We start from the raw sequence: 22,078 nt of genomic DNA, 5'->3' as shown, positions 1-22,078 counted from the left end.
CACCCCGAGCCCTACCCCAAGCCCTGCGCCGGAGCCGGCCGTCGACACCGCCGCCGCACGGCCCCCGCTTCCTGAGATCTCCGCGGCCGAGGCCGCCTCGGCGACGGCGCCGACCGTTCCGGTCGCCCCGGCGACGGGTGAGTCGTTCGGCCCGGCCGCGACCGGCCCGACCGCTCCCCTCTGGGGCACCCCTGCTGCTCCTGCGCCGAAGAAGAAGTCCGGCGCGACGCGCGCCGTCGGCCTCCTCGTCGCCGCGGCGATCGTCGGCGGCGCCGCCGGCCTCGGCGGTGCGGCGGCCGGCATGACGCTGTGGAGCCCGAAGGGCACGACGTCTGCGGCATCCGGCCCGACGACGCTCACCGTGAACGACACCAGCTCCGTCAACCAGACCACGGCAGTCGCCGCGAAGGTGGTGCCGAGCGTCGTCACGATCAGTGCCGAGTCGGGCCAGTCCGCCGGAACCGGTTCGGGTGTCATCCTGACCGCCGACGGGTACGTCGTGACCAACACCCACGTCGTCACCCTCGATGGTGCGACCGCCGACGCGACGCTCAAGGTCACCACCTCCGACGGTCACATCTACGACGCGACGGTCGTCGGCACCGACCCGACCTACGATCTGGCCGTCATCAAGCTGACGGGCGCGTCGGGGCTTACCCCGATCACCTTCGGCGACTCGTCGAAGCTCAACGTCGGCGACCAGACGATCGCCGTCGGCGCGCCCCTCGGCCTGTCGAACACCGTGACCAACGGCATCGTCAGCGCTCTGAACCGTTCGATCGAGATCGCGTCGTCTGCTCCCAGCAGCTCCGGCAGCTCGGGCGGCGACACGCAGCAGGGCCAGCAGTCGCCGTTCCAGTTCGACTTCGGACAGGGCCAGACGCAGACCTCCACGACCTCGACGATCAAGATCTCGGTGATCCAGACGGATGCCGCCATCAACCCCGGCAACTCCGGTGGCGCGCTGGTCGACTCCTCAGGTCAGCTGATCGGCATCAACGTCGCGATCGCGGGCACCGGCTCGTCGACATCGGGGACCCAGTCGGGCAACATCGGCGTCGGCTTCTCGATTCCGTCGGACATCGTCAAGCGCATCACCGACGAGCTGATCCAGAACGGCAAGGCCACGCACGGTCTGCTCGGTGCGTCGGTGCAGGACTCGGCGAACGTCACCGGCGCGACGATCTCCGGCGCCTATGTCGCCGACGTCACCTCGGGCGGCCCGGCGGCCGCCGCGGGCCTGCAGAAGGGCGACATCATCACCGAGTTCAACGGCCAGCCCGTGACCGGTGCCGTCGACCTGACCGCCGAGGTGCGTGCGCTTGCTGCGGGCGCGAAGGCCTCGCTGACCTATGTGCGCGACGGCGCATCGCACACGGTCGACGTCACGCTCGGCTCGCTCAGCTGACGAACGGATGCGGCACCGCGGGCGTCGACCTCAGGGTCGACGCCCGCTGTCGTCGTCGGGGGCGGGGTTCTCCCGGATGCGCAGCTCCCGGCGGGGGCGCAGCCGCTCCGTCGCCTTCGACACCCCGCGCACCGCGCTGCCGGTGATCGCGGCGGCGCCGCCGGCGGCACGGCCGAGCGCGCCGCCGACGATGTGCTCGGTACGCCGGGCCCCGGCGCGAGGTTCGAGCTCGACGGGCAGCATCGCCGGGGGCGCGCCGAAGGCCTTCCGTGAGGTCGTCACGACCCGGCGGCCGAGCAGATGGTTGCCCGTGCCCCCGATCGCGGCGCCGATGCCGAAGGGGAGTGCCTTCCCGATGATCGAGGCGCCGCCGCGGGTTGCGAAATGACGCACGAAGGTCGACTTGAGGGTGTCGACCACAGGACCCAGGGCGGCGCGGGGGATCGTGCGGGTGACGAGGTCACCCCAGTAGCCGGCGCGGTTCTGACCGCGTCCGGTGGCCTCACCGGCCAGCTGTGACACGAGGGCCACGCCCTCCTGCCCCAGCATGAGGGTCAGCACCAGCGCTCGAGCCCGGTCGGGGTCGTCGATTGCGACGCCGTGCACCTCGGCGATCGACTGTGCGAACAGGGTCGTCGTCTCGAGGAACCCCACGGTCTCGACACCGCTCAGGGCGAGTGTCACGCCCGTCCCGATCCCCGGTACGACGGCAGTCGCACCCACCGCAGCGCCGCCGGTCGTGATGGCGGTGAGGTAGCGACGCTCGAGCACGCGAACGATCTCTGCCGGTGAGGCATCCGAATGCCGCAGCCGCACGCTGCGCAGGTGTGCGAGCACGACCGGCCGCTGCAGGGAGAGCACCCGATCGAGGGCGCGGATCGAGAGGGGATGCTCCGGCGACCCCTCGGGCGGCAGTCCTCCCGCCCACGGCGCGTCGTCCGGGAGCGAGTGGATGCGGTGCACCTTCTTCGCCACGCGGCGATCCTACGCGCGGGCCCTGACAGTGCGCTCCGGGCTGGGGATCACCGGTCCGAGCGGGCGTCCCCGCGGCTACACTGGCAACCCATGAGCACCCCACTCGACGCGCCCGACCATGGGGGTCTGGCCACCCTCGACCGAGAGCTCGAAGAGCTCATCCGCGAGGAGAACATCGAGCCCGGTGACCATGAGCGCTTCTCCCACTACGTGAAGAAGGAGAAGATCCTCGAGTCCGCGCTCACCGGGAAGCCGGTGCGGGCGCTGTGCGGCAAGAAGTGGACGCCGGGGCGCGACCCCGAGAAGTTTCCCGTGTGCCCCACCTGCAAGGAGATCTACGAGTCGCTCAAGGCGTGAGCGCGGCATCCGCCCCGCTCATCACCCGGCGGCGTAGACCGTCGGGATCGCGGGGTCCGATCGGCTGAGTCCGAGGGCCCGCGACGGCAGCTCGGCGCGAGCCGCGATGTGGTGGGCGCGTGCGGCGGACACGCCCTCTGACCCCTCGAACGCGGTGTCGATGTCGCCGTGATCGACGAGCACCGTCTGGAGCGCCCGGGCGTCGGGGTGGTCGCTGCCGTGCGGGGTGTCGAAGCCGTCCGCCACCCGGATGAGCTCGGATGTCGCCACCCCGCCCGAGAGCGTCCGGAAGGCGCTCTTGCGGCCACCCGTCGTCGCCTTCTCGGCCGACGCCTTCGCCACGGGGATCCAGGTGCCGGCGGAATCCTGCCGCGCGACGAGCTTGTAGACCATCTGCGCCGTGGGGCTCCCGGAGCCGGTCACGAGCGACGTGCCGACCCCGTACGCGTCGACGGGGGAGGCGGCGAGAGCGGCGAGGGCGTACTCGTCGAGATCGCTCGTCACGGTGATGCGGGTGCGCGGCGCACCGAGGGCGTCGAGTCGGTCGCGCACGTGCGCGGCGACGACCGGCAGATCGCCCGAGTCGATGCGCACCCCGCCGAGCCCGGGGCCGGCGACCCGCACCGCAGTCTCGACCCCGCGGTCGATGTCGTAGGTGTCGATGAGCAGGGTCGTGTCGACGCCGAGCGCTGCGATCTGCGCGCGGAAGGCGTCTTCCTCGGTGTCGTGCAGCAGCGTCCAGGCGTGCGCCGCCGTTCCCATCGTGGGGATGCCGAACCGGCGCCCCGCCTCGAGGTTGCTGGTCGCCCCGAATCCCGCGATGAACGCGGCGCGCGCGGCCGCGACCGCCGCCTGCTCGCTCGTTCGACGCGAACCCATCTCGGCGAGGGGTCGCGATCCGGCGGCGATAGACATGCGCGCGGCGGCCGTCGCCACCGCCGAGTCGTAGTTGAGCACGCTGAGGGCGAGCGTCTCGAGGATGACCGCCTCGGCGAACGTTCCCTCGACGGTGAGCACGGGCGAGCCTGGGAAGTAGAGCTCGCCCTCGCGGTAGCCGGTGATGGTGCCGGTGAACCGGTACTGCTCGAGGAGACGGAGGGTGGCGGCATCCACCACTCTCTCGTCGCGCAGGAACCGCAGCTCGTCCTCGCCGAAGCGGAAGTCGCGCAGCAGGCTGAGAAGTCGGCCCGTGCCGGCGACGACACCGAAGCGCCGACCGCCTGGCAGGCGCCGGCCGAACAGCTCGAACACGCAGCGGCGGTTCGCGGTGCCGTCGCGCACTGCGGCGTCGAGCATGGTGAGTTCGTACCGGTCGGTCAGCAGAGCCGTGCTCTCGGGCATGGCTCCAGCGTAGGGGCGCGCCGCACGCGGGTAGGCTCGGTGATCGTGAACAGCGCGCCGATCGGGATCTTCGACTCCGGGGTCGGCGGTCTCACCGTCGCCCGGGCGATCTCGCAGCTGCTGCCGGCCGAGTCGCTGCTCTACGTCGGCGACACCGCCCACTCGCCGTACGGCCCGAAGCCGATCGCCGACGTGCGGCGCTACTCGCTCGAGGTGCTCGACACCCTCGTCGAGCAGGGCGTGAAGATGCTCGTGATCGCCTGCAACACGGCGTCGTCGGCGATGCTGCGCGACGCGCGCGAACGCTACGACGTGCCGGTCGTCGAGGTCATCGGCCCCGCCGTGCGCACCGCCGTCGCGACGAGCCGGTCGGGCCGCATCGGTGTCATCGGCACGCTCGGCACCATCTCGTCGGGCGCCTACCAGGACATGCTGCAGATCGCGCCCGGCGTCGAGGTCTTCACGCAGGCGTGCCCGCTGTTCGTCGAGTTCGTCGAGCGGGGCGTCACCGGCTCGCCCGAGGTGCTGCGCGCCGCCGAGGAGTACCTCGCGCCGCTGCGGGAGGCGGGGGTCGACACCCTCGTGCTCGGCTGCACCCACTACCCGTTCCTCGAGGGCGCGATCAGCTACGTGATGGGGCCGGACGTGAGCCTCGTCTCGAGCGACACCGAGACCGCGAAGGACGTCTACCGCGAACTGGTCTCCCGCGACCTGCTCGCGCCTGCGGATGCCGCACCCCACCACGTCTACGAGGCGACGGGAACGTCCGCCGCCGACTTCATCCGGCTCGCCCACCGACTGATGGGCCGCGAGGTGCGCAGCGTGCAGCTCGTGCAGACCGGAGTCATCGACCTGCCGCGGAGGGCCGCGGCATCCGAGGAGGCCATCTCATGACCGACATCGTCCGCGCCGACGGCCGCGCCGTCGACCAGCTGCGTCCCGTGACCATCGAACGCGGGTGGAGCGCCCAGGCCGAGGGCTCCGCGCTCATCTCGTTCGGCAACACCAAGGTGCTGTGCACGGCGTCGTTCACGAACGGCGTGCCGCGCTGGCTGACCGGCAAGGGCAAGGGGTGGGTGACCGCCGAGTACGCGATGCTTCCCCGCGCCACCAACCAGCGCAACGACCGCGAGAGCGTGAAGGGCAAGATCGGCGGTCGCACGCACGAGATCTCCCGGCTCATCGGTCGCGCGCTGCGTGCCGTCGTCGACACGAAGGCGCTCGGGGAGAACACGATCGTCATCGACTGCGACGTGCTGCAGGCCGACGGCGGAACCCGTACGGCGGCGATCACCGGCGCCTACGTCGCCCTCGCCGACGCGATCGCGTGGGGGCGCGAGAAGAAGTTCATCGGCCAGAAGTCGCAGGTGCTCATCGACTCGGTCTCGGCCGTGTCCGTCGGCATCATCGACGGCGAGCCGATGCTCGACCTCGCGTACGTCGAGGACGTGCGCGCCGAGACCGACATGAACGTCGTCGTCACCGGCCGTGGGCTCTTCGTCGAGGTGCAGGGCACCGCCGAGGGCGCGCCGTTCGACAAGCGCGAACTCGACCGCCTGCTCGAACTGGGAGTCGCCGGTGCCGCGTCGCTGCGGGACGCCCAGACCGCCGCGCTCGAGGGCTGAGCGGATGCCACAGCGCATCGTGCTGGCCACGCACAACGCCCACAAGGTCGAGGAGTTCGCAGCCATCGTCGCCGCGACCCGGCCCGACCTCGAGGTCGTCGGCTACGACGGGCCCGAACCGGTCGAGGACGGCGTCACATTCGCGCAGAATGCGCTGATCAAGGCGCGGGCCGCCGCCGCCCACACCGGCCTCGCCGCCCTCGCCGACGACTCGGGCATCTGCGTCGACGTGCTCGGTGGCTCGCCGGGCGTGTTCTCGGCCTACTGGGCCGGCCACCGCAAAGACGGCCGCGCGAACCTCGAACTGCTGCTCGACCAGCTCTCCGACGTCGCCGACACGCACCGCGGCGCCCAGTTCGTCTCGACGATCGCGCTCGTCGTGCCCGGCGGCGACGAGCACGTCGTCGAGGGCGTGTGGCCCGGGCGCCTCGCGCGGGCGGCCTCGGGCGACGGGGGCTTCGGCTACGACCCGATCTTCATTCCCGAGGGTCAGGATCCCGCGGCCGAGCGCACCGTCGGCGAGTGGAGTGCGGCGGAGAAGAACGCGGCATCCCATCGCGCGCGCGCCTTCGTCGCGCTCGCGCCGCTGCTCAGCGCGCTCTGACGCAGGGACGCGGCGGCGTCGCGGCCTGCGGCGGCGACCCTGAGAATCGGTCTCGTTCCCGACTAGCGCGAGGACGCGACATCGGGCACCTCGCGGTTCTACCGTGGAGTCATGCACGATCACGCGCACGGAGCCGGGGGGCTCCGCGGGGGAAGCAATCGCCGACTGCTGGCGATATCGTTGTCGATCACCTCGGTGGTCTTCGTCGTCCAGGTCGTGGGGGCGATCCTCACGGGGTCGCTCGCGCTGCTGGCCGACTCGGCCCACATGCTGACGGATGCCGCGGCCCTCGTCGTCGCGCTCATCGCGAGCGCCGTGGCGGCCCGGCCGGCGAACGAGCGGCGCACGTTCGGCTACCAGCGCGCCGAGGTGTTCGGTGCCCTCATCAACGGCGTCATCCTGATCGGCTTGAGCGTCTGGATCGTCGTCGAGGCGATCACCCGTCTCGTCTCCAACGAGGACGCCCACGTGCTCGCCGGCCCCATGCTCGTCGTCGCGATCGTGGGACTTCTCGCGAACGCGACCGCGATGTGGCTTCTCAGCGCCGCCCAGCGTCACAGCCTGAATGTGCGCGGCGCCTACATCGAGGTGATGGGTGACCTGCTGGGCTCCGCGGCGGTGATCATCGCGGCGGTCGTGATCCTCGTGACGGGGTTCGGTCAGGCTGACGCGATCGCGTCGCTCGCGATCGCCGCCCTGATGATCCCGCGCGCGATCGGGCTGCTGCGCGAGGTGTTCTCCGTGCTCGCCGAGTCGGCACCGGCCGGCATGCAGGTCGAGAAGATCCGCGATCACATCCTGCAGACGCACGGCGTCGTCGCGGTGCACGACGTGCACGTGTGGCAGCTGACGCGGGGAGCCCCGGTCTTCTCAGCCCATGTCGTCGTGACCGACGAGTGCTTCGCGAGCGGGGAGGCCGGCGGCATCCTGAGCCGTCTGCAGACGTGCCTCGCCGACCACTTCGACGTCGAGCACTCGACGTTCCAGCTGGAGCCCGCCGGGCACGTCGAGCACGACGCCCACGTCTGACGCTGCGCTGATCAGGCCTCGCCGGCGGATGCCGCGGCATCCCGGGCGATGCGCGCCTTCTTCGCCTTCTGACGCTCGCGCAGGTAGTGGTAGCCGGTGACGAGCACCGTCAGCACCACGACACCCACGAGGATCAGGTCGATGTAGTTGACGACGAAATGACGGATCCACGGCACGTACGCGATCACGTAACCGAGCATCGTCATGCCGAAGCCCCAGAGCACCGCGCCGATCAAGTTGTAGAGCGAGTAGCGCTTCCACGGCATGTGGCCGACGCCGGCGGCGACCGGCGCGAAGGTGCGCACGATCGGCACGAAGCGGGCGAGGATGACGGTGAGTCCGCCGAAGCGCTCGAAGAACGCGTTCGTGCGATCGACGTTGTGTTTGCTGAAGAGCCCGGATTCCTTGCGTTCGAAGATCGCCGGCCCGGCTTTGTGTCCGATGAGGTAGCCGACTTCACCGCCGATGAACGCCGCGAGGGCGATGAGCAGGGACACCACCCAGATGTTGAGCCCGAAGATGTCGTGGGTGTTGGTGAGCACACCCGCGATGATCAGCAGGGTGTCGCCGGGCAGCAGGAACCCGACGAGCAGGCCCGTCTCGGCGAACACGATGAAGCAGACGACGGCGAGAGCCCACGGACCTGCCTGGTTGATGATGTGGACAGGGTCGAGCCAGGGGATGAGCGCTGCGTGGTGCACGGGAAACCCGATCTAGACAGGGGACCTGCCGACGACAACGGCCGCCGGTCGTGCGGAAGGTGGGACTTGAACCCACACGCCCTCAGGCACAGGAACCTAAATCCTGCGTGTCTGCCAATTTCACCACTCCCGCGAGTGCGATCAGTCTAGTGAGCGGCATCCGCGCGGGAGCGGTGATCGGGAACGGTTCCCGGCGGTCTCGCGGCTAGCCGTCACGGGAGTCGTTCGTGGCTGGCGCGATCGGGTGCGGGCTGGGTCCGCGATGCGGCACGCGCCCCTACCTGGTCTCCTCCCCACGAGGGCGACTGTGGAGAGCGCTCCGCGCGCAGACGGCGCTCGTTGCCAGGATGCGTCGCATGAACCCGCCTCCGATCGCGACGCCGCCCACCGGCCGCGCCGTCGTGGTCGAGCGGGTGCGTGAGCGGCTGCGTTCCGACCGCACGGACGCGTCGCGGCATCCGGAGATCGTCGCGGACGTCGTGCGCGCCGAAGTGCGGCGCTTCAACGATCAGGCGCTCGCGCGCGGCGCGGCTCCCCTCGACGACGAGCACGCCGCGGTGCGTGCCGTGCTCGCCGCGGTGAGCGGATTCGGGGTGCTGCAGACCTATGTCGATGACCCGACGGTCGAGGAGATCTGGATCAACGCGCCCGACCGAGTGTTCATCGCGCGGGGAGGCCGCAGCGAGCGCGTCGCGCTGACGCTCACCGACGAAGGGGTGCGCGACCTCGTCGAGCGGATGCTGCACACCACCGGCCGCCGCGTCGACCTCAGTCAGCCGTTCGTCGACGCGTCGTTGCCCGACGGCAGCCGTCTGCACGTCGTGATCCCCGACATCACGCGGCGTCACTGGTCGGTGAACATCCGCAAGTTCCTTCCTTCCTTCGGCGGGCTCGGCGACCTCGTGGCGGCGGGCTCCCTCGACGCGGAGTGTGCCGACCTGCTGCACACGGCCATGCGGGCGGGACGCAGCATCCTTGTCTCCGGTGCCACCCATGCCGGGAAGACGACGCTCCTCGGGGCGCTGATCGCCGCGTGCGCGCCGCATCAGCGCATCGTCACGGTGGAGGAGACGTTCGAGCTCGCCGCCGAGATGCCCGACCTCGTGGCGATGCAGAGCCGCCAGCCGAGTCTCGAAGGCGGGGGAGAGGTCACGCTGCGGCGGCTCGTAAAAGAGGCGCTGCGTATGCGACCCGACCGGCTCGTCATCGGCGAGGTGCGCGACGCCGAGGCCCTCGACCTCGTGCTCGCCCTGAACACGGGCGTGCCGGCGGCGGCGACGATCCACGCGAACTCGGCGCGCGACGCGCTCGTGAAGCTCGCCGCGCTCCCGCTGCTGGCCGGCCGCAACATCGACCGAGACTTCCTGCTGCCCGCGATCGCGAGCTCCGTCGACCTCGTCGTGCACTGCCGGCAGGATGCCGCGGGCACGCGTCGCGTCGCGGAGATCGTCGCTCCGACGGGCCGGGTGGTCGACGGGGTGATCGAGGTGCGCCCCGTCGCGACAGGGTTCATGCCGACGGGGAGGACGGCATGAGCATTCTTCTCGGCCTCCTGCTCGGCGCGGGCGCGCTGCTCGTCGTATCGCCGTGGCTCTGGCCCCGCACGTCGTCGACGCGACCGACGCGACCGCTGTCGGCTCCGGCGCTCGACCGTCTTCTCGCCGAGGCGGGGTTCGCCGCGCGTCGGCGCCGTGCTGTCGTGCTGTCGGCGCTCGCGCTCGCCGCCGTCGCCGCGTCGGCGGCGCTGCTCCTGACGGGAGTGCCGGTGGTGGCGGCGGTGGCGGCGCTCGCCGCGGCGGGTGCGCCGTTCGCGTGGCTCCGGTCGCGCGCCCGGGGCCTGGTGCGCGCCCGCCGAGCGCTGTGGCCCGACGTCTGCGATCTGCTCGTCGCCTCCGTGCGCGCAGGAGTCGCGCTCCCTGACGCCGTCGCCGCGCTCGCCGCATCCGCGCCGGCCGCGCTGCGCGGGGCTTTCGCGTCGTATGCACGGGATGTCGCGGCATCCGGTCATTTCGACAGTGCGATGGCCCGTCTCAAGGCCGCTCTCTCCGACCCTGTCGCCGATCGCCTGGTCGAGGCCTTGCGCATGGCCCGACAGGTCGGTGGCACCGAGCTCGTGCCGGTGCTGCAGGCGCTCTCGCAGTCGATCCGCGCCGACGCTGCGGCGCGAGCCGAAGCCGAGGCGAGGCAGTCCTGGGTGCGGGCGGCAGCGGTGCTGGGCGTCTCGGCGCCGTGGGTGATCCTCGTGCTGCTCTCGCTCCGCGCCGAAGGGGCGGCGGCGTACGCGTCGCCCGGCGGGGTGGCCCTCGTCGTATTCGGCGCGGCGGCCTCGGTGCTCGCGTTCTGGCTGATGTCTCGGCTCGGGCGTCTCCCGGAGCCGCGGCGGTGGTTCGGATGACCGCCGCGTTGCTCCCGACCATGGCCGTGTCCGTGCTGCTCGGCGGGGCATTCTCCGCCGGCGTTCTGCTGATGTTCGCGGCGCTGCCGCAATGGGGCGCACCGCGTCTCGCCGATCGCATCCAGCCGTACGTGCGCCACGTCGCAGATCCTCGCGGGCTCACACCGCTCGACCCGGTGGCGACGCTCGGGAACTCGTGGACGGTGTGGCGGGCACGGATCGTCGGGGCGCTGGGCGGCGGTGAGGCCGTCGCCGCGCGCCTGGCCGCCGCGCGATGGGAGATCGATGTCGCGCGTTTCCGTGCCCGCCAACTCGGCTGGGCGCTCGCGGGGGCCGGCGTCGGCGCCGCTGTCGCGGTGGGGATCGTCATCGCCCGCTCCGGCACGGCTCTGCTGGTGGTGCTCCCGGTGCTGGCGGCTGCCGCCGGCGCGGTGCTGTGCGATGTCACTCTGACGACGGCGGCACGGCGCCGCCAGCACCGCATCCGGGAGGAGCTTCCGACGGTGCTGGAGTTCCTCGCACTCTGCCTTTCCGCAGGAGAGAGCCTGCTCGATGCGCTTCGCCGGGTGAGTGCGGTCGGCTCGGGCGAGCTGACGGCCGAGTTCGGGCGCGTGGTGGTGATGGTCGCATCCGGGATGCCCCTGGCCGCCGCTCTGCGCGAGCTGTCACGCGACGCGGCGGTGCCCGCTCTGTCGCGCGCGGTCGATCAGCTGACGTCGGCGCTCGACCGCGGCACACCGCTCGCGGGAGTGCTGGAGGCTCAAGCCGGCGACGCCCGCGAGGATGCCAAGCGGTCGCTGCTCGAGGCCGCCGGCCGCAAGGAGATCGCGATGCTGCTGCCGCTCGTCTTCGTGATCCTGCCGCTGTCGGTGCTGTTCGCGATCTTTCCGGGCATCGTCATGCTCCGGTTCGGGATGGGGTGACCGTGCCCTCCACGGTCGATGACGCGCGGATGTGGGATCCGCGCGGAAGGAGTGAGAGAGATGACGCGCATGTGGCGCCGCCTGCGGGCGGCCTGGGCGGGTGCCGTTCACGACGACACGGGCGACGTGCCCGGATGGGTGCTGATCACCCTCATGACGGCGGGACTCGTCGTGGTGATCTGGGCGCTCGCCGGCCCCGCGCTCGCCGAGCTGTTCCAGAACGCGATCGCCCGCGTCTCCGGATTCTGAGGCGGCGGCGTGACGACGAGGGATCCGCGGCGGCCGAGTTCGTCATGGTCGGGGCCCTCCTCACGGTACTGACGCTGGCGGTGCTGCAGTTCGCGCTGGCGGTGTACGTACGCAACGTCGTGCAGGACGCGGCATCCGAAGGAGCACACGTCGCCGCCCTCGCCGATGCCACGCCGGGAGACGGCGAGGCGCGCACCCGCGACGCCATCACGCGGGCCGTGGGTGGCGGGCTGATCGACGAGATCCGCGTGGCGACGTCGGCGGAGGCGGGGTTCCCGACGGTGCGGGTCACCGTGAGCGCGACCTTTCCCGTGATCGGCCTCGTCGGCATCCCCGGGGCGATGGAGGTGACCGGCGATGCGCCGCTCGAATCCTTCGACTGACCCCGATGACGGCTCGGCATCGATCGAGTTCCTCGTCGCCGGGCTGCTGCTGCTCGTTCCCGTGGTCTACCTGGTCGTGACCCTCGGGCTCGTGCAGTCGCATGCGTTCGGCGCGGATGCCGCGGCCCGCCACCTCGCTCGATCGATCGCCGTGGCCGACGGCGATATCGACGGCCACATCGCGCGGGTGGTGCAGACCACCGCCGCCGACTACGGCATCGACCCCGCCGACATCTCGGTGCGGGTCCGTTGCGCCCCGGCGGACGACGGATGCCCCGCCCCCGGCGTCGTGCTCACCGCGACCGTGCAGACGCGCGTGGCGCTGCCGCTCGTACCGCCCGTGTTCGGGTGGGAGGATCTCGCGGCCGTGCCGATCGAGGCCTCGGCAGTGCAGCTCGTGTCGGCGGGACCGGGACGATGAGCGGGCGGCGCGAAACCGATGACGAGGGGTCGATCCTCCCGCTCGTGCTCGGCTACGGGATGCTCGCGATCGCCCTGGTGCTGGTGTGCGCCGAGGCGACGGGTCTGTTCCTCGCGCAGAAGCGCTTGGACGGTGTCGCCGACGCGGCGGCGGTGGCCGCGGCATCCTCGTATGACATCCGGTTGGAGGGCGAGGGGGCGGTGATCGTGCTGCGTGGGGAAGACATCACCTCGGGTGCCGAGCGTGCGCTGGCCGCGACGGGGGCCGACGCCGTGCTCGTCGACGCGGTGACCGACGACGGTCGCTCAGCGCGGGTGACAGTGACGTCGATCTGGCGGTCGGTGCTGCTCTCGCCGTTCGTGCCGGCGGGGGTCGATCTCACCTCGACCGCCACGAGCCGCGTCGCGCTGCGGTGACCCGGGATGCCGCGATCACGTGTGCCGCGGGGCGGTTACGTACGCCCCGAGTGCACGCGGCAACGGCCGGCCGCCCGAAGGCGACCGGCCGTGACCTATTGAGACGAGGTCAGTTGAACTCGAGCGGATGCGTGCCGACGCGGCCCGAGCCGTCACCCGTGTCGAGCGCGTCGATCGCGGCGACCTCGTCGGCGGTCAGCTCGAAACCGAACACCTCGAAGTTCTCGGCCATGCGCTCCTTGCGGGTCGACTTCGGGAAGACCACGAAGCCGCGCTGCAGGTGCCAGCGGATGACCGCCTGCGCCGGGCTCACACCGTGCGCCTCGGCCGCCGCGACGACGGCCGGGTTCTCGAACAGCGGGTACTTGCCCTGGCCGAGCGGACCCCACGACTCGATGATCGTGCCGTGGTCGGCCGCCCACGCGAGCTCGTCGCGCTGCTGGTAGGCGGGGTGAAGCTCGATCTGGTCGACCGCCGGCACCACGCCGGTCTCGGCGACGAGGCGATCGAGGTGCTCGGGCAGGTGGTTCGAGACGCCGATCGAGCGAGACAGGCCCGCATCGCGGATCGCGATGAGCTTCTCCCACGCGTTCACGTAGGTGTTCTTCTCGGGCGTCGGCCAGTGCGTGAGATACAGGTCGACGTGGTCGAGCTGCAGCTTGTCGAGGCTCTCACGGATCGCGGCGAGCGGCTCGTCACCGGCCTGCCGGTCGTTCCAGAGCTTCGTGGTGATGAAGAGCTCGTCGCGAGGGATGCCGCTCGCCGCGATCGCGGCGCCGACGCCCTCCTCGTTCTTGTAGATCGCGGCGGTGTCGATGTGGCGGTAGCCCACCTCGAGGGCTTCGCTCACCGCCTTCTCGGCCTCGGCCGGCGGCACGAGGAACACGCCGAAGCCGAGCTGGGGGATGTCATAACCGGAGTTGAGGGTCACAGAGGGAACGGTCATCCCTCCAGCCTAGGAGCCCGGCGCGACATCGAGGCCGAGGGGGCGGATGCCGCGGCATCCGCCCCCTCGCAGGTCACAGGCGCTGGCCGCCCGACGCCTCGATGCGCTGCCCCGTGACCCACGCCAGGCGCGGGTCGAGCACGGCGGCGATCGCCCGGCCGACGTCGTCGGGCTCGCCGATGCGGCCGAGCGCCACCGTCGGCAGGATCATGCCGCGGTAGCCCTCGTCGTCACGGATGCCGCCGCCCGCGAAGTCGGTCGCGGTCGCCCCCGGCGCCACCGTGTTGACGGTGATGCCGCGCCGGCCGAGGTCCTTCGCGAGATACAGCGTCCACGTCTCGATCGCGGTCTTCATCGCGGCGTACACCGAATACGCCGAGTTGGCGGGATTGCGGGTAAGGCCGCTGGAGATGTTGACGATGCGGCCGCCGTCGGTGAGCAGAGGCTCGAGCTGCTGCGTGAGCAGCACGACCCCGGTGAAATGCACGGCGACCAGCGCGTCGATCGTCTCGTGCTCGATGCCGCCGAACGGTGTGCTGCCGGCGAACCCGGCGTTGTTCACCAGCCCGTCGAACGTCTCGCGTCCCCAGGTCGCCGCGAGCGTGGCGCGCAGGGTGTCGGCGAACGCGGCGAACGTCTCGGGTGCGGTCGTGTCGAGTTCCAGCGCCACCGCGCGCCGCCCGAGCGCCGCGATGTCGGACACGACGGATGCCGCGTCGCCGGCGCCCGATCGATAGGTGACGACGACGTCGTCGCCGGCGGCCGCGACGGCGAGGGCGGTGGCGCGGCCCAGGCCACGGGAACCGCCGGTGATGAGGATGATGCGTGAATCGGTCATGTCTCGATCGTCGGGCGGGGCGCGGCATCCGGGAAGGACTCGTCGATCGGGGGATCGGCGATCCCTTGCTCGCGCGCCGGGTCGCGGCGACCATGGGGGAGTGGACCGTGAACAGCTGGGCGACTTCCTGCGCCGCCGACGCGAGGCGCTGCAACCCGAGGACGTCGGGCTCGCGCGCAGCCCGCGCCGCCGCACGCCGGGGCTGCGTCGTGAAGAGGTCGCCCAGCTCGCGACGATGTCGACCGACTATCTGAACCGGCTCGAGCAGGGCCGCAGCCCCCAGCCGTCGGAGCAGATGCTCACCGCCCTCGCCCGCGCCCTGCGGCTGAGCGACGACGAGCGCGGCCACCTGTTCCGCCTCGCCGGGCACCCCGCGCCCGAGCGCACCGGCGGCAGCTCGCACGTCGCGCCGGCGATGCTGCGCATCCTCGACCGGCTGCGCGACACCCCCGCGCAGGTCGTGAACGAGTTCGGTGAGACCCTCGTGCAGACCGCGCCCGCAAAGGCGCTGCTCGGCGACGCGACGGCCCTCACCGGCCTCGCGCGAGTCACCGTCTACCGGTGGTTCGCGCAGCCCGCCTCGCGCGACGTCTACGCCCGCGACGACCACGACGAGCGCGCCCGCGCCTTCGTGGCCGAGCTGCGCAGTGCCTACGTGCGCTACGGCGACGACTCGCTCGCCGGTCGGGTCGTGCGTGCGCTCGACGACGAGAGCCCGGAGTTCCGGGCGCTGTGGGCCGAGCACGAGGTGCGCGAGAAGCATCCCGCCACGAAGCGCTTCGTGCACCCCGAGATCGGCACCTTCACACTCGACTGCCAGACGCTGCTCGACACAGACACGGGACAGCGACTGCTCGTGTTCACGGCGACCCCGGGCACCCCCGACGCCGAGAAGCTGGCGCTGCTCACCGTCATCGGCACGCAGTCGTTCGTCGAGACCCGCTGACTCCGAGTCGCTAGCCGCGTCGGCTCGTCCGCGCGTGCGGCACGAACCGGGGCACGTATCGGACGAACGCGAGCGCGCCGGCGAGACCGATGAGGCCGACGGCGCCGGTCGCGATCGCGAGGCTGCCGGCCGCGGCGATGATGCTCACGAGCACGGGAGCGGTCGCCCCGCCCGCATCGCTCAGCGTGCGCCACGACCCGAGGAACGGCGCGGGATCCGCGCGCGGTGCGACATCGGCCCCGAGGGTCAGCAGGATGCCGCTCGAGAGCCCGTTGCCGAGCCCCAGCACGATGCCGACGGCAAGGTACCAGCCGAGGCGTCCCGACACGTCGTGGGTGAAGGCGAGCACGAGGAATCCGCCCGCCATGAGCAGCATGGCCGGCAAGGCTGCCCACAACCGCCCGAAGCGGTCCATCACCTGCCCACTCGCGTAGAACAGGGCGAAGTCGATCGCGCCCGACACGCCCACGACGAGCGCGATGGTGCTGGCGTCCAGCCCGATCGACACGCCCCACAGCGGCAGCACCACCTGGCGGGCGGCGCGCACCGCCGACAGGGATGCCGCGGCCACCCCGAGGCGCGACAGCACGCCGCGGTGGCGCCACATCGTGCGGAACACGCCCTCCCGCTCGAGCGCGACGACCGGCTCCCCTCCCGGCGGGGCGACACGCTCGGGGTCGGGACCGAACAGCACGAGAACGACGAGCACCGCGAGGCATCCGGCGAAGAACCAGAGCGCCGCATGCTCGGTGCCGAAGACCGCGAGGAGCCCGGCGGCGATGAACGGACCGACGAAGATGCCGAGCCGGAAGGAGCCGCCGAGCAGCGACAGCGCCCGCGCACGGAAGTGCAGCGGCACCCGCGTCGTCATGAACGAATGGCGGGCGAGCCCGAACGCGGCCGCGCAGAAGCCGATCACGAATACCGCCGCCGCGAACACCGGCAGGCTCGGCGCGAACACGGTGCCCAGCACGCCCAGCATCGCGACGCCGCCGGCGATCGCCATCGTCACGCGCTCACCGGCGCGGGCGACGAGCCAGCCGGCGGGGAGATTGCCGACGAGCTGCCCCACCACCAGCGCGCTCGCGATGAAACCGGCACCCGCGACATCCGCCCCGAGGTTCGTCGCGATGACCGGCACGAGGGGGATGACCGCGCCCTCGCCGAGGGAGAAGAGGATGGTCGGCCCGTAGATCATGGGTGCGAGTCGGCCCAGCACCAGGCCCGCACGATCATCCATCGCTTCCACGTTAGTCTGGACTGTCATGCTCGAGCTCGATCTGTCCGCCGATATCCAGGCCATCCGCTCCACGTTCGCCGACATCACCGCCGTCGTCGACGTCGATGCGCTGCGCGCCGACATCTCTCGCCTGAGCGAGGAGGCCGGTGCACCCGACCTCTGGGACGACCCCGAGAAGGCGCAGAAGGTGACGAGCGCGCTCAGCCACCGTCAGGCCGACCTCGCCCGCATCGACGCGGTCGCCCGCCGCCTCGACGACCTCGAGGTGCTCGTCGAGCTCGCCAACGAGCTCGAGGACCAGGACTCGGCCGACGAGGCCCGCCGCGAGCTGAAGGACCTCGGGGAGGTCATCAGCCAGCTGGAGGTGCAGACCCTCCTCGACGGTGAGTACGACTCACGGTCGGCGGTCGTCACCATCCGCTCCGGCGCCGGCGGCGACGACGCCACCGACTTCGCCGAGATGCTCATGCGCATGTACCTGCGCTGGGCCGAGCGCCACAAGTACCCCGTCAAGGTGATGGACACCTCCTACGCCGAAGGCGCCGGCATCAAGTCGGCCACCTTTGAGGTCGACGCGCCCTACGCCTACGGCACCCTCTCGGTCGAGGCCGGCACCCACCGTCTCGCGCGCATCAGCCCGTTCGGCGGCGCCGACAAGCGACAGACGAGCTTCGCCGCGGTCGAGGTCATCCCGGTCATGGAGGAGGCCGTCGAGGTCGACGTCCCCGAGGGTGACATCCGCGTCGACGTGTTCCGCTCCTCGGGCCCCGGCGGGCAGTCGGTCAACACCACCGACTCCGCCGTGCGCATCACCCACCTCCCGACCGGCATCGTCGTCTCGATGCAGAACGAGAAGTCGCAGATCCAGAACCGCGCGGCGGCCATGCGCGTGCTGCAGACCCGGCTGCTGCTGCTCAAGCGCGAGGAGGAGGCGGCGAAGAAGAAGGAGCTCGCCGGCACCATCACGGCGAGCTGGGGCGACCAGATGCGCTCCTACTTCCTCTACGGTCAGCAGCTCGTGAAGGACCTCCGCACCGGCCACGAGGTCGGCAACCCCGCCGTGGTCTTCGACGGCGACCTCGACGGCTTCATCGCCGCCGGAATCCGTTGGCGCAAGCGCAAGGACGACGACGACTGACATCCGGTGAACGGATGTCGCGCCCCCGGGTGTCGCACCCGGATGCCGCGAGAGCCGCGCTTAGGCTGACACAGCCATGATCCGGTTCGAGAACGTCACCAAGCGGTATCGCGGCACCTCCAAGCCCGCCCTCAACGGCGTCGACTTCGAGGTGCAACGCGGCGAGTTCGTCTTCCTCGTGGGGGCGTCGGGATCGGGGAAGTCCTCGTGCCTGCGTCTGATCCTCCGCGAGGACATCCCCAGTCAGGGCCGTGTGGTCGTGCTCGGCAGGGATCTGCGACGGGTGGCGAGCCGCAAGGTCCCCTACTTCCGCCGCAACATCGGCTCGGTGTTCCAGGACTTCCGGCTGCTGCCGACCAAGACCGTCTTCCAGAACGTCGCGTTCAGCCTGCAGGTGATCGGATCCTCACGCGGATTCATCCACCAGGCGGTGCCCGAGGCGCTCGCGCTCGTGGGCCTCGCCGGCAAGGAGAAGCGCCTTCCGCACGAGCTGTCCGGTGGTGAGCAGCAGCGCGTCGCGATCGCCCGCGCCCTCGTGAACCGTCCCCAGGTGCTGCTGGCCGACGAGCCGACCGGAAACCTCGACCCCGCGACATCCGTCGACATCATGCAGCTGCTCGCCCGCATCAACGCGAGCGGAACCACTGTGCTCATGGCGACCCACGAGGCCGCGTTCGTCGACCAGATGCAGCGCCGCGTGATCGAGCTGCGCGGCGGCGAGATGGTGCGCGACGAGCGTCACGGCGGCTATGGCGACACCTCGTCGATCCCGCGACTGCAGCCGCAGCAGGAGCGCGGCGCGGCCGCCGTCGCTGCGTTGACCGAGGTCATCGAGCTGCAGAAGGAGATCGCCGCGGACTCCCAGGCGCCGGTTCCGCCGGTCGCCGCGCAGCCCGCGGTGGCGCCGCAGCCGGCGGCGCCCGACGCGGCGCCGGTCACCCCGCCGCAGGCGCCCGCTCCGCAGGCCGCGCCGACCGCCGCGCCGGCACCGGCAGCACCCCGCCCCACGGAGGCGGATGATCTTTCGCTCGACGCGCTGGGCGTCGCCGACCGTCTCGGGCTCGAGGGCCCGGGCGAGGAAGTGGGACCCACGCGATGAGGCTCGGACTCGTTCTCGGCGAGGCGTTCGGCGGGCTGCGCCGCAACGCCTCGATGGTGATCTCGGTCATCCTCGTGACCTTCGTGTCGCTGACCTTTGTCGGCGCCGCCATGCTCATGCAGTCGCAGATCGGCAAGCTGCGCTCGTTCTGGGTCGACCGCGCACAGGTCGCCGTCTACATGTGCTCGACAGTGTCCCAGGCGAAGAACTGCGCCCCCGGCACCGCGGCCACCGATGACCAGATCGCCGCCGTGAAGGCGACGCTCGACGGATCGACGCTCGCGCCGCTCATCAAGAACTACACGTTCCAGACGAGTCAGGAGGCCTACCAGAGCGCCATCCAGCAGCTCGGATCGCAGTACGCCTCGGTGATCAGCCCCGACCAGATCAATGCGACGTTCTGGATCAACCTCAAGGACCAGTCGCAGTCCGACGTGCTCGCCGAGCAGTTCTCCTCGACCGCGGGCGTCGAAGAGGTCGCCGATCAGATGCAGTACCTGCAGCCGCTGTTCTCGGCGCTGACGGTCGCGACCTACATCGCCGTCGGCATCGCCGTGCTCATGCTCATCGCCGCGGTACTGCTGATCTCTACGACCATTCGGCTGTCGGCGTTCGCCAGACGCCGGGAGATCGGCATCATGCGCCTCGTGGGAGCGTCGAACCGGTTCATCCAGACCCCCTTCGTGCTCGAGGGCGTGATCTCGGCGGTCATCGGGTCGGCGCTCGCGAGCGTCACGGTGTGGGCGGGCGTGCAGTTCGGCGTCGGCAGCTACCTGCAGCCGAGGGTGACGTTCATCACCTCCTGGGTCACGACGGACGACCTCTGGTACGTCATCCCGGCGATGATCGTGATCGGCGTGGTGCTCGCCGCTCTGTCGGCGGGATTCGCGATCCGGCGGTGGCTTCGCGCCTGATCCCGGCTCCGATAGACTGGAGGGCTCGCGTCGATCGGCGCGAGTATCCCGGAGGAGCAGGTCATGGTCAAGGAACGCGGGGAGAAGGTCGTCGCGACCAATCGTCGCGCGCGCCACGAGTACTCGATCGAGAAGACGTACGAGGCGGGCCTGGTGCTCACCGGCACCGAGGTGAAGTCGCTACGCCAGGGGCGCGCGAACCTCTCCGACGGGTACGCGTTCATCGAGCGCGGTGAGGCGTTCCTCGACGCGGTGACGATTCCCGAGTACTCGCAGGGCACCTGGAACAACCACTCCGCGAAGCGCTTGCGCAAGCTGCTGCTGCACAAGGACGAGATCGTGAAGCTCAGCCATGCGATCTCCGCCGGCGGCTACACGCTTGTGCCGCTCAAGCTCTACTTCTCTGACGGCCGCGCCAAGGTCGAGATCGCGGTCGCGAAGGGCAAGGCCGAGTACGACAAGCGCCAGACGCTGCGCGAGCGCCAGGACCGCCGTGAGGCCGAGCGCGCGATGCGCACCCGCAACCGCCTCGGCGACTGATCCTCAGACCTGGGCGGATGCCTCGGCCACGTCGGCCGCGGCATCCGTGAACGCCTGCTTCGGCACGAACACCAGCAGCACGGCGGCGACGAGCGCGGTGACGCCGCAGACGATCCACACGGTGAGGTAACCCGAGAAGGATGCCGCGGTCTGCCCGCCGCCCTCGGCGCCAAGGCTGCCCTGGAACAGTGCGATGCCGAACGCGCATGACGCGATGGCGCCACCGACGGTCTTCACGGAGTTGGTGAGACCCGTCGCGACGCCGGTCTGGGTGGCCGGCGCAGCGGATGCCGCGGCGGCGGGGAGGGCGGCGACGAGCGCGCCCGATCCGAGTCCCACGACGACCATGTTCATGACGACGTTCGCGTAGGCCGAGTGGAAGGGCACGAACAGCAGGAAGCCGACACCCACCAGCACTGCGGCGCCGATCAGCGTCACCCGCGGGGTGACGAGGCGTGAGATCGCAGGGAAGAGGAGCGCGCCGATGATCATGGCGATCAGGTAGATGCCGATGATGAGGCTCGTCTGGAAGCCGGTCGTGCCGAGGCCGAACCCTGCGACGGTCGGGTCGGTGCGCGCGAAGGTCGACAGCGGTGCCTGTGACCCGAGCACGCTCACGCCGAACAGGCCCGCTGTCAGGAACACGGGACCGAGCGCGGGGGAGCGGAACATGCGCACGTCGATGAGCGGGTCGTGATGGCGCAGTTCCCACAGGGCGAACGGCACGACCAGCGCGACGCCGATGAGCGTGACCCCCCACGAGAACAGATCTGTCGGGCCGTTGATGCGCAGCAGGCTCAGCCCGCCCGTGAACGAGAGCAACGCCAGAGAGATCAGCACGAGTCCGACGGTGTCGAGGCGGCCGCCGGTGGTCTCGGGCGATTCGCGCACACCGAACAGGACGACGAAGAAGCAGGCGACCACCGCGACGGCGGGGATCGCGAGCACCAGCTGCAGGGGCAGCGCGTCCACGAGCGCACCGCCGATGAGTGCGCCGGAGATCGCGCCGATCTCGAGCGCCGCGACGAGCAGGCCGGCCGCACGCGCGGTGAGCACAGCGCGCCCCTCTCGGCCGCGCGTGCGCGACCAGATGAGGGCGATCTCCAGCGGCAGCCAGACCACGTAGAAGCCCTGCAGCGCCCACGCCGCAAGGAAGACCGGGAACGAGTCGGTGAACGGAAGCGCCGCCGACGCGGCTGCGGTCAGTGCGGTCGAGATGAGCAGCATCCGCTTGTGTCCGACCATGTCGCCGAGCTTGGCGAAGGCGGGCACGACCAGCGCCGAGAGCATCAGCTGGGTTCCCTCGAGCCAGTTCACGTCGGCGTCGGGAATGGACAGATGCCGGGCGATGTCGGTGAGCATCGGGGTGTAGTAGCCCTGCAGCACGCCGCTCGTGAACTCGACGAAGGCCAGGAATCCGACGACGCCCGCCAGGGCGCCCAAGCTCACGCGCGCAGACATCGCGCTCCTTCCACAGGTCCGGGTGGGTTCACTGTATCGGCGGGTGCGCCGCGCCGTGGGCGTCACACGCGCGCCGCGGTGACGGCGGGGAATGGCAGGGGCGCGGCATCCGTTGTATTCTGAAACGCT

The 22,078-nt window shown here is 71.0% G+C and carries 25 protein-coding genes and 1 tRNA gene; 18 read left to right on the top strand and 8 right to left on the bottom strand.

Going from position 1 to position 22,078, the window contains the following annotated elements; genetic code table 11:
• Positions 1-1,408: S1C family serine protease (locus tag RR49_RS13240; RefSeq protein WP_052672054.1), on the top strand; the 1,408-nt coding region annotated here is incomplete at its 5' end.
• A 30-nt stretch (positions 1,409-1,438) separates the two neighbouring features.
• Here the strand turns inward: RR49_RS13240 and RR49_RS13235 are convergent.
• Complete coding sequence (locus RR49_RS13235; RefSeq protein WP_045248542.1) at positions 1,439-2,383, bottom strand: hypothetical protein; 945 nt, start codon at positions 2,381-2,383, stop codon at positions 1,439-1,441.
• A gap of 90 nt (positions 2,384-2,473) precedes the next feature.
• Between RR49_RS13235 and RR49_RS13230 the strand changes: the two genes are divergently transcribed.
• A complete protein-coding gene (locus tag RR49_RS13230) occupies positions 2,474-2,740 on the top strand; it encodes a DUF3039 domain-containing protein (protein ID WP_045248541.1) in 267 nt (88 codons plus the stop codon).
• A gap of 21 nt (positions 2,741-2,761) precedes the next feature.
• Here RR49_RS13230 and RR49_RS13225 read toward each other — a convergent pair whose 3' ends face one another.
• Positions 2,762-4,081: a nicotinate phosphoribosyltransferase gene (locus RR49_RS13225; RefSeq protein WP_045248540.1), complete on the bottom strand. Its 1,320-nt coding sequence runs from the start codon at positions 4,079-4,081 to the stop codon at positions 2,762-2,764.
• Positions 4,082-4,126: 45 nt separating this feature from the next.
• On the opposite strand from RR49_RS13225, the gene murI reads away from it, so the two are divergent.
• The 4 genes from murI (at position 4,127) to RR49_RS13205 (ending at position 7,339) form a co-directional block, all read left to right on the top strand.
• Entirely contained in the window at positions 4,127-4,975 is an 849-nt protein-coding gene (murI, locus tag RR49_RS13220; RefSeq protein WP_045248577.1) for a glutamate racemase, read from the top strand.
• Complete coding sequence (rph, locus tag RR49_RS13215; RefSeq protein WP_045248539.1) at positions 4,972-5,706, top strand: ribonuclease PH; 735 nt, start codon at positions 4,972-4,974, stop codon at positions 5,704-5,706. The genes murI and rph overlap by 4 nt, the downstream gene beginning before the upstream one ends.
• Positions 5,707-5,710: 4 nt before the next feature.
• Positions 5,711-6,310, top strand: coding sequence for an RdgB/HAM1 family non-canonical purine NTP pyrophosphatase (gene rdgB, locus RR49_RS13210; RefSeq protein WP_045248538.1), 600 nt, complete (start codon positions 5,711-5,713; stop codon positions 6,308-6,310).
• Between the two features lie 111 nt (positions 6,311-6,421).
• The gene (locus RR49_RS13205) at positions 6,422-7,339 is read left to right on the top strand and encodes a cation diffusion facilitator family transporter (protein WP_045248537.1); all 918 of its coding nucleotides are present in this window, start codon (positions 6,422-6,424) and stop codon (positions 7,337-7,339) included.
• An 11-nt stretch (positions 7,340-7,350) separates the two neighbouring features.
• Here the strand turns inward: RR49_RS13205 and RR49_RS13200 are convergent, their stop codons facing one another.
• Both RR49_RS13200 and RR49_RS13195 read right to left on the bottom strand, forming a co-directional pair.
• A complete protein-coding gene (locus RR49_RS13200; protein ID WP_045248536.1) occupies positions 7,351-8,040 on the bottom strand; it encodes a DedA family protein in 690 nt (229 codons plus the stop codon).
• A 51-nt stretch (positions 8,041-8,091) separates the two neighbouring features.
• Positions 8,092-8,173, bottom strand: a tRNA-Leu gene (locus tag RR49_RS13195).
• Between the two features lie 223 nt (positions 8,174-8,396).
• Here RR49_RS13195 and RR49_RS13190 point away from each other — a divergent pair.
• The 7 genes from RR49_RS13190 (at position 8,397) to RR49_RS13160 (ending at position 12,827) form a co-directional block, all read left to right on the top strand.
• The gene (locus tag RR49_RS13190) at positions 8,397-9,575 is read left to right on the top strand and encodes a TadA family conjugal transfer-associated ATPase (protein WP_045248535.1); all 1,179 of its coding nucleotides are present in this window, start codon (positions 8,397-8,399) and stop codon (positions 9,573-9,575) included.
• Positions 9,572-10,435 (top strand): type II secretion system F family protein, encoded by an 864-nt coding sequence (locus tag RR49_RS13185; protein ID WP_045248534.1) that lies wholly within the window; start codon positions 9,572-9,574, stop codon positions 10,433-10,435. The genes RR49_RS13190 and RR49_RS13185 overlap by 4 nt, the downstream gene beginning before the upstream one ends.
• Positions 10,432-11,358: a type II secretion system F family protein gene (locus RR49_RS13180; RefSeq protein WP_045248533.1), complete on the top strand. Its 927-nt coding sequence runs from the start codon at positions 10,432-10,434 to the stop codon at positions 11,356-11,358. The genes RR49_RS13185 and RR49_RS13180 overlap by 4 nt, the downstream gene beginning before the upstream one ends.
• A gap of 69 nt (positions 11,359-11,427) precedes the next feature.
• Positions 11,428-11,607, top strand: a complete 180-nt coding sequence (locus RR49_RS15720; RefSeq protein WP_137877446.1) for a hypothetical protein — start codon at positions 11,428-11,430, stop codon at positions 11,605-11,607.
• On the top strand, positions 11,601-11,990 hold the full coding sequence (locus tag RR49_RS13170) for a TadE/TadG family type IV pilus assembly protein (protein WP_342666963.1): 390 nt from the start codon (positions 11,601-11,603) through the stop codon (positions 11,988-11,990). The genes RR49_RS15720 and RR49_RS13170 overlap by 7 nt, the downstream gene beginning before the upstream one ends.
• Positions 11,965-12,411 carry a hypothetical protein gene (locus tag RR49_RS13165; protein ID WP_045248531.1) on the top strand — a complete coding sequence of 149 codons (447 nt, stop codon included), beginning with the start codon at positions 11,965-11,967 and terminating at the stop codon, positions 12,409-12,411. Before RR49_RS13170 ends, RR49_RS13165 begins: the two co-directional genes overlap by 26 nt.
• Positions 12,408-12,827 (top strand): pilus assembly protein TadG-related protein, encoded by a 420-nt coding sequence (locus tag RR49_RS13160; RefSeq protein ID WP_045248530.1) that lies wholly within the window; start codon positions 12,408-12,410, stop codon positions 12,825-12,827. The genes RR49_RS13165 and RR49_RS13160 overlap by 4 nt, the downstream gene beginning before the upstream one ends.
• Positions 12,828-12,936: 109 nt before the next feature.
• On the opposite strand, the gene RR49_RS13155 is transcribed toward RR49_RS13160, so the two are convergent.
• Together RR49_RS13155 and RR49_RS13150 are read right to left on the bottom strand one after the other, a co-directional pair.
• Positions 12,937-13,773 carry an aldo/keto reductase gene (locus RR49_RS13155; protein ID WP_045248529.1) on the bottom strand — a complete coding sequence of 279 codons (837 nt, stop codon included), beginning with the start codon at positions 13,771-13,773 and terminating at the stop codon, positions 12,937-12,939.
• Between the two features lie 73 nt (positions 13,774-13,846).
• Entirely contained in the window at positions 13,847-14,611 is a 765-nt protein-coding gene (locus tag RR49_RS13150; RefSeq protein WP_045248528.1) for an SDR family NAD(P)-dependent oxidoreductase, read from the bottom strand.
• A gap of 100 nt (positions 14,612-14,711) precedes the next feature.
• On the opposite strand from RR49_RS13150, the gene RR49_RS13145 reads away from it, so the two are divergent.
• Positions 14,712-15,557: a helix-turn-helix transcriptional regulator gene (locus RR49_RS13145; RefSeq protein ID WP_045248527.1), complete on the top strand. Its 846-nt coding sequence runs from the start codon at positions 14,712-14,714 to the stop codon at positions 15,555-15,557.
• Between the two features lie 10 nt (positions 15,558-15,567).
• On the opposite strand, the gene RR49_RS13140 is transcribed toward RR49_RS13145, so the two are convergent.
• Complete coding sequence (locus tag RR49_RS13140) at positions 15,568-16,797, bottom strand: MFS transporter (protein ID WP_045248526.1); 1,230 nt, start codon at positions 16,795-16,797, stop codon at positions 15,568-15,570.
• A 25-nt stretch (positions 16,798-16,822) separates the two neighbouring features.
• Between RR49_RS13140 and prfB the strand changes: the two genes are divergently transcribed.
• The 4 genes from prfB (at position 16,823) to smpB (ending at position 20,488) form a co-directional block, all read left to right on the top strand.
• Positions 16,823-17,935 carry a peptide chain release factor 2 gene (gene prfB, locus RR49_RS13135; RefSeq protein ID WP_045248525.1) on the top strand — a complete coding sequence of 371 codons (1,113 nt, stop codon included), beginning with the start codon at positions 16,823-16,825 and terminating at the stop codon, positions 17,933-17,935.
• Between the two features lie 76 nt (positions 17,936-18,011).
• Positions 18,012-19,034 (top strand): cell division ATP-binding protein FtsE, encoded by a 1,023-nt coding sequence (ftsE, locus tag RR49_RS13130; RefSeq protein WP_045248524.1) that lies wholly within the window; start codon positions 18,012-18,014, stop codon positions 19,032-19,034.
• Complete coding sequence (ftsX, locus tag RR49_RS13125) at positions 19,031-19,948, top strand: permease-like cell division protein FtsX (RefSeq protein ID WP_045248523.1); 918 nt, start codon at positions 19,031-19,033, stop codon at positions 19,946-19,948. The genes ftsE and ftsX overlap by 4 nt, the downstream gene beginning before the upstream one ends.
• A gap of 63 nt (positions 19,949-20,011) precedes the next feature.
• On the top strand, positions 20,012-20,488 hold the full coding sequence (gene smpB, locus RR49_RS13120; protein ID WP_045248522.1) for an SsrA-binding protein SmpB: 477 nt from the start codon (positions 20,012-20,014) through the stop codon (positions 20,486-20,488).
• 3 nt (positions 20,489-20,491) lie between these two features.
• Here smpB and RR49_RS13115 read toward each other — a convergent pair whose 3' ends face one another.
• Positions 20,492-21,949: an MFS transporter gene (locus tag RR49_RS13115; RefSeq protein ID WP_045248521.1), complete on the bottom strand. Its 1,458-nt coding sequence runs from the start codon at positions 21,947-21,949 to the stop codon at positions 20,492-20,494.
• Positions 21,950-22,078: the final 129 nt, after the last annotated feature.

This window comes from Microbacterium ginsengisoli, assembly GCF_000956535.1.
Taxonomy (GTDB): domain Bacteria; phylum Actinomycetota; class Actinomycetes; order Actinomycetales; family Microbacteriaceae; genus Microbacterium; species Microbacterium ginsengisoli.
The sequence above is the reverse complement of the archived record's forward strand: the minus strand, read 5'-3'. Positions and strand labels throughout refer to the sequence as shown.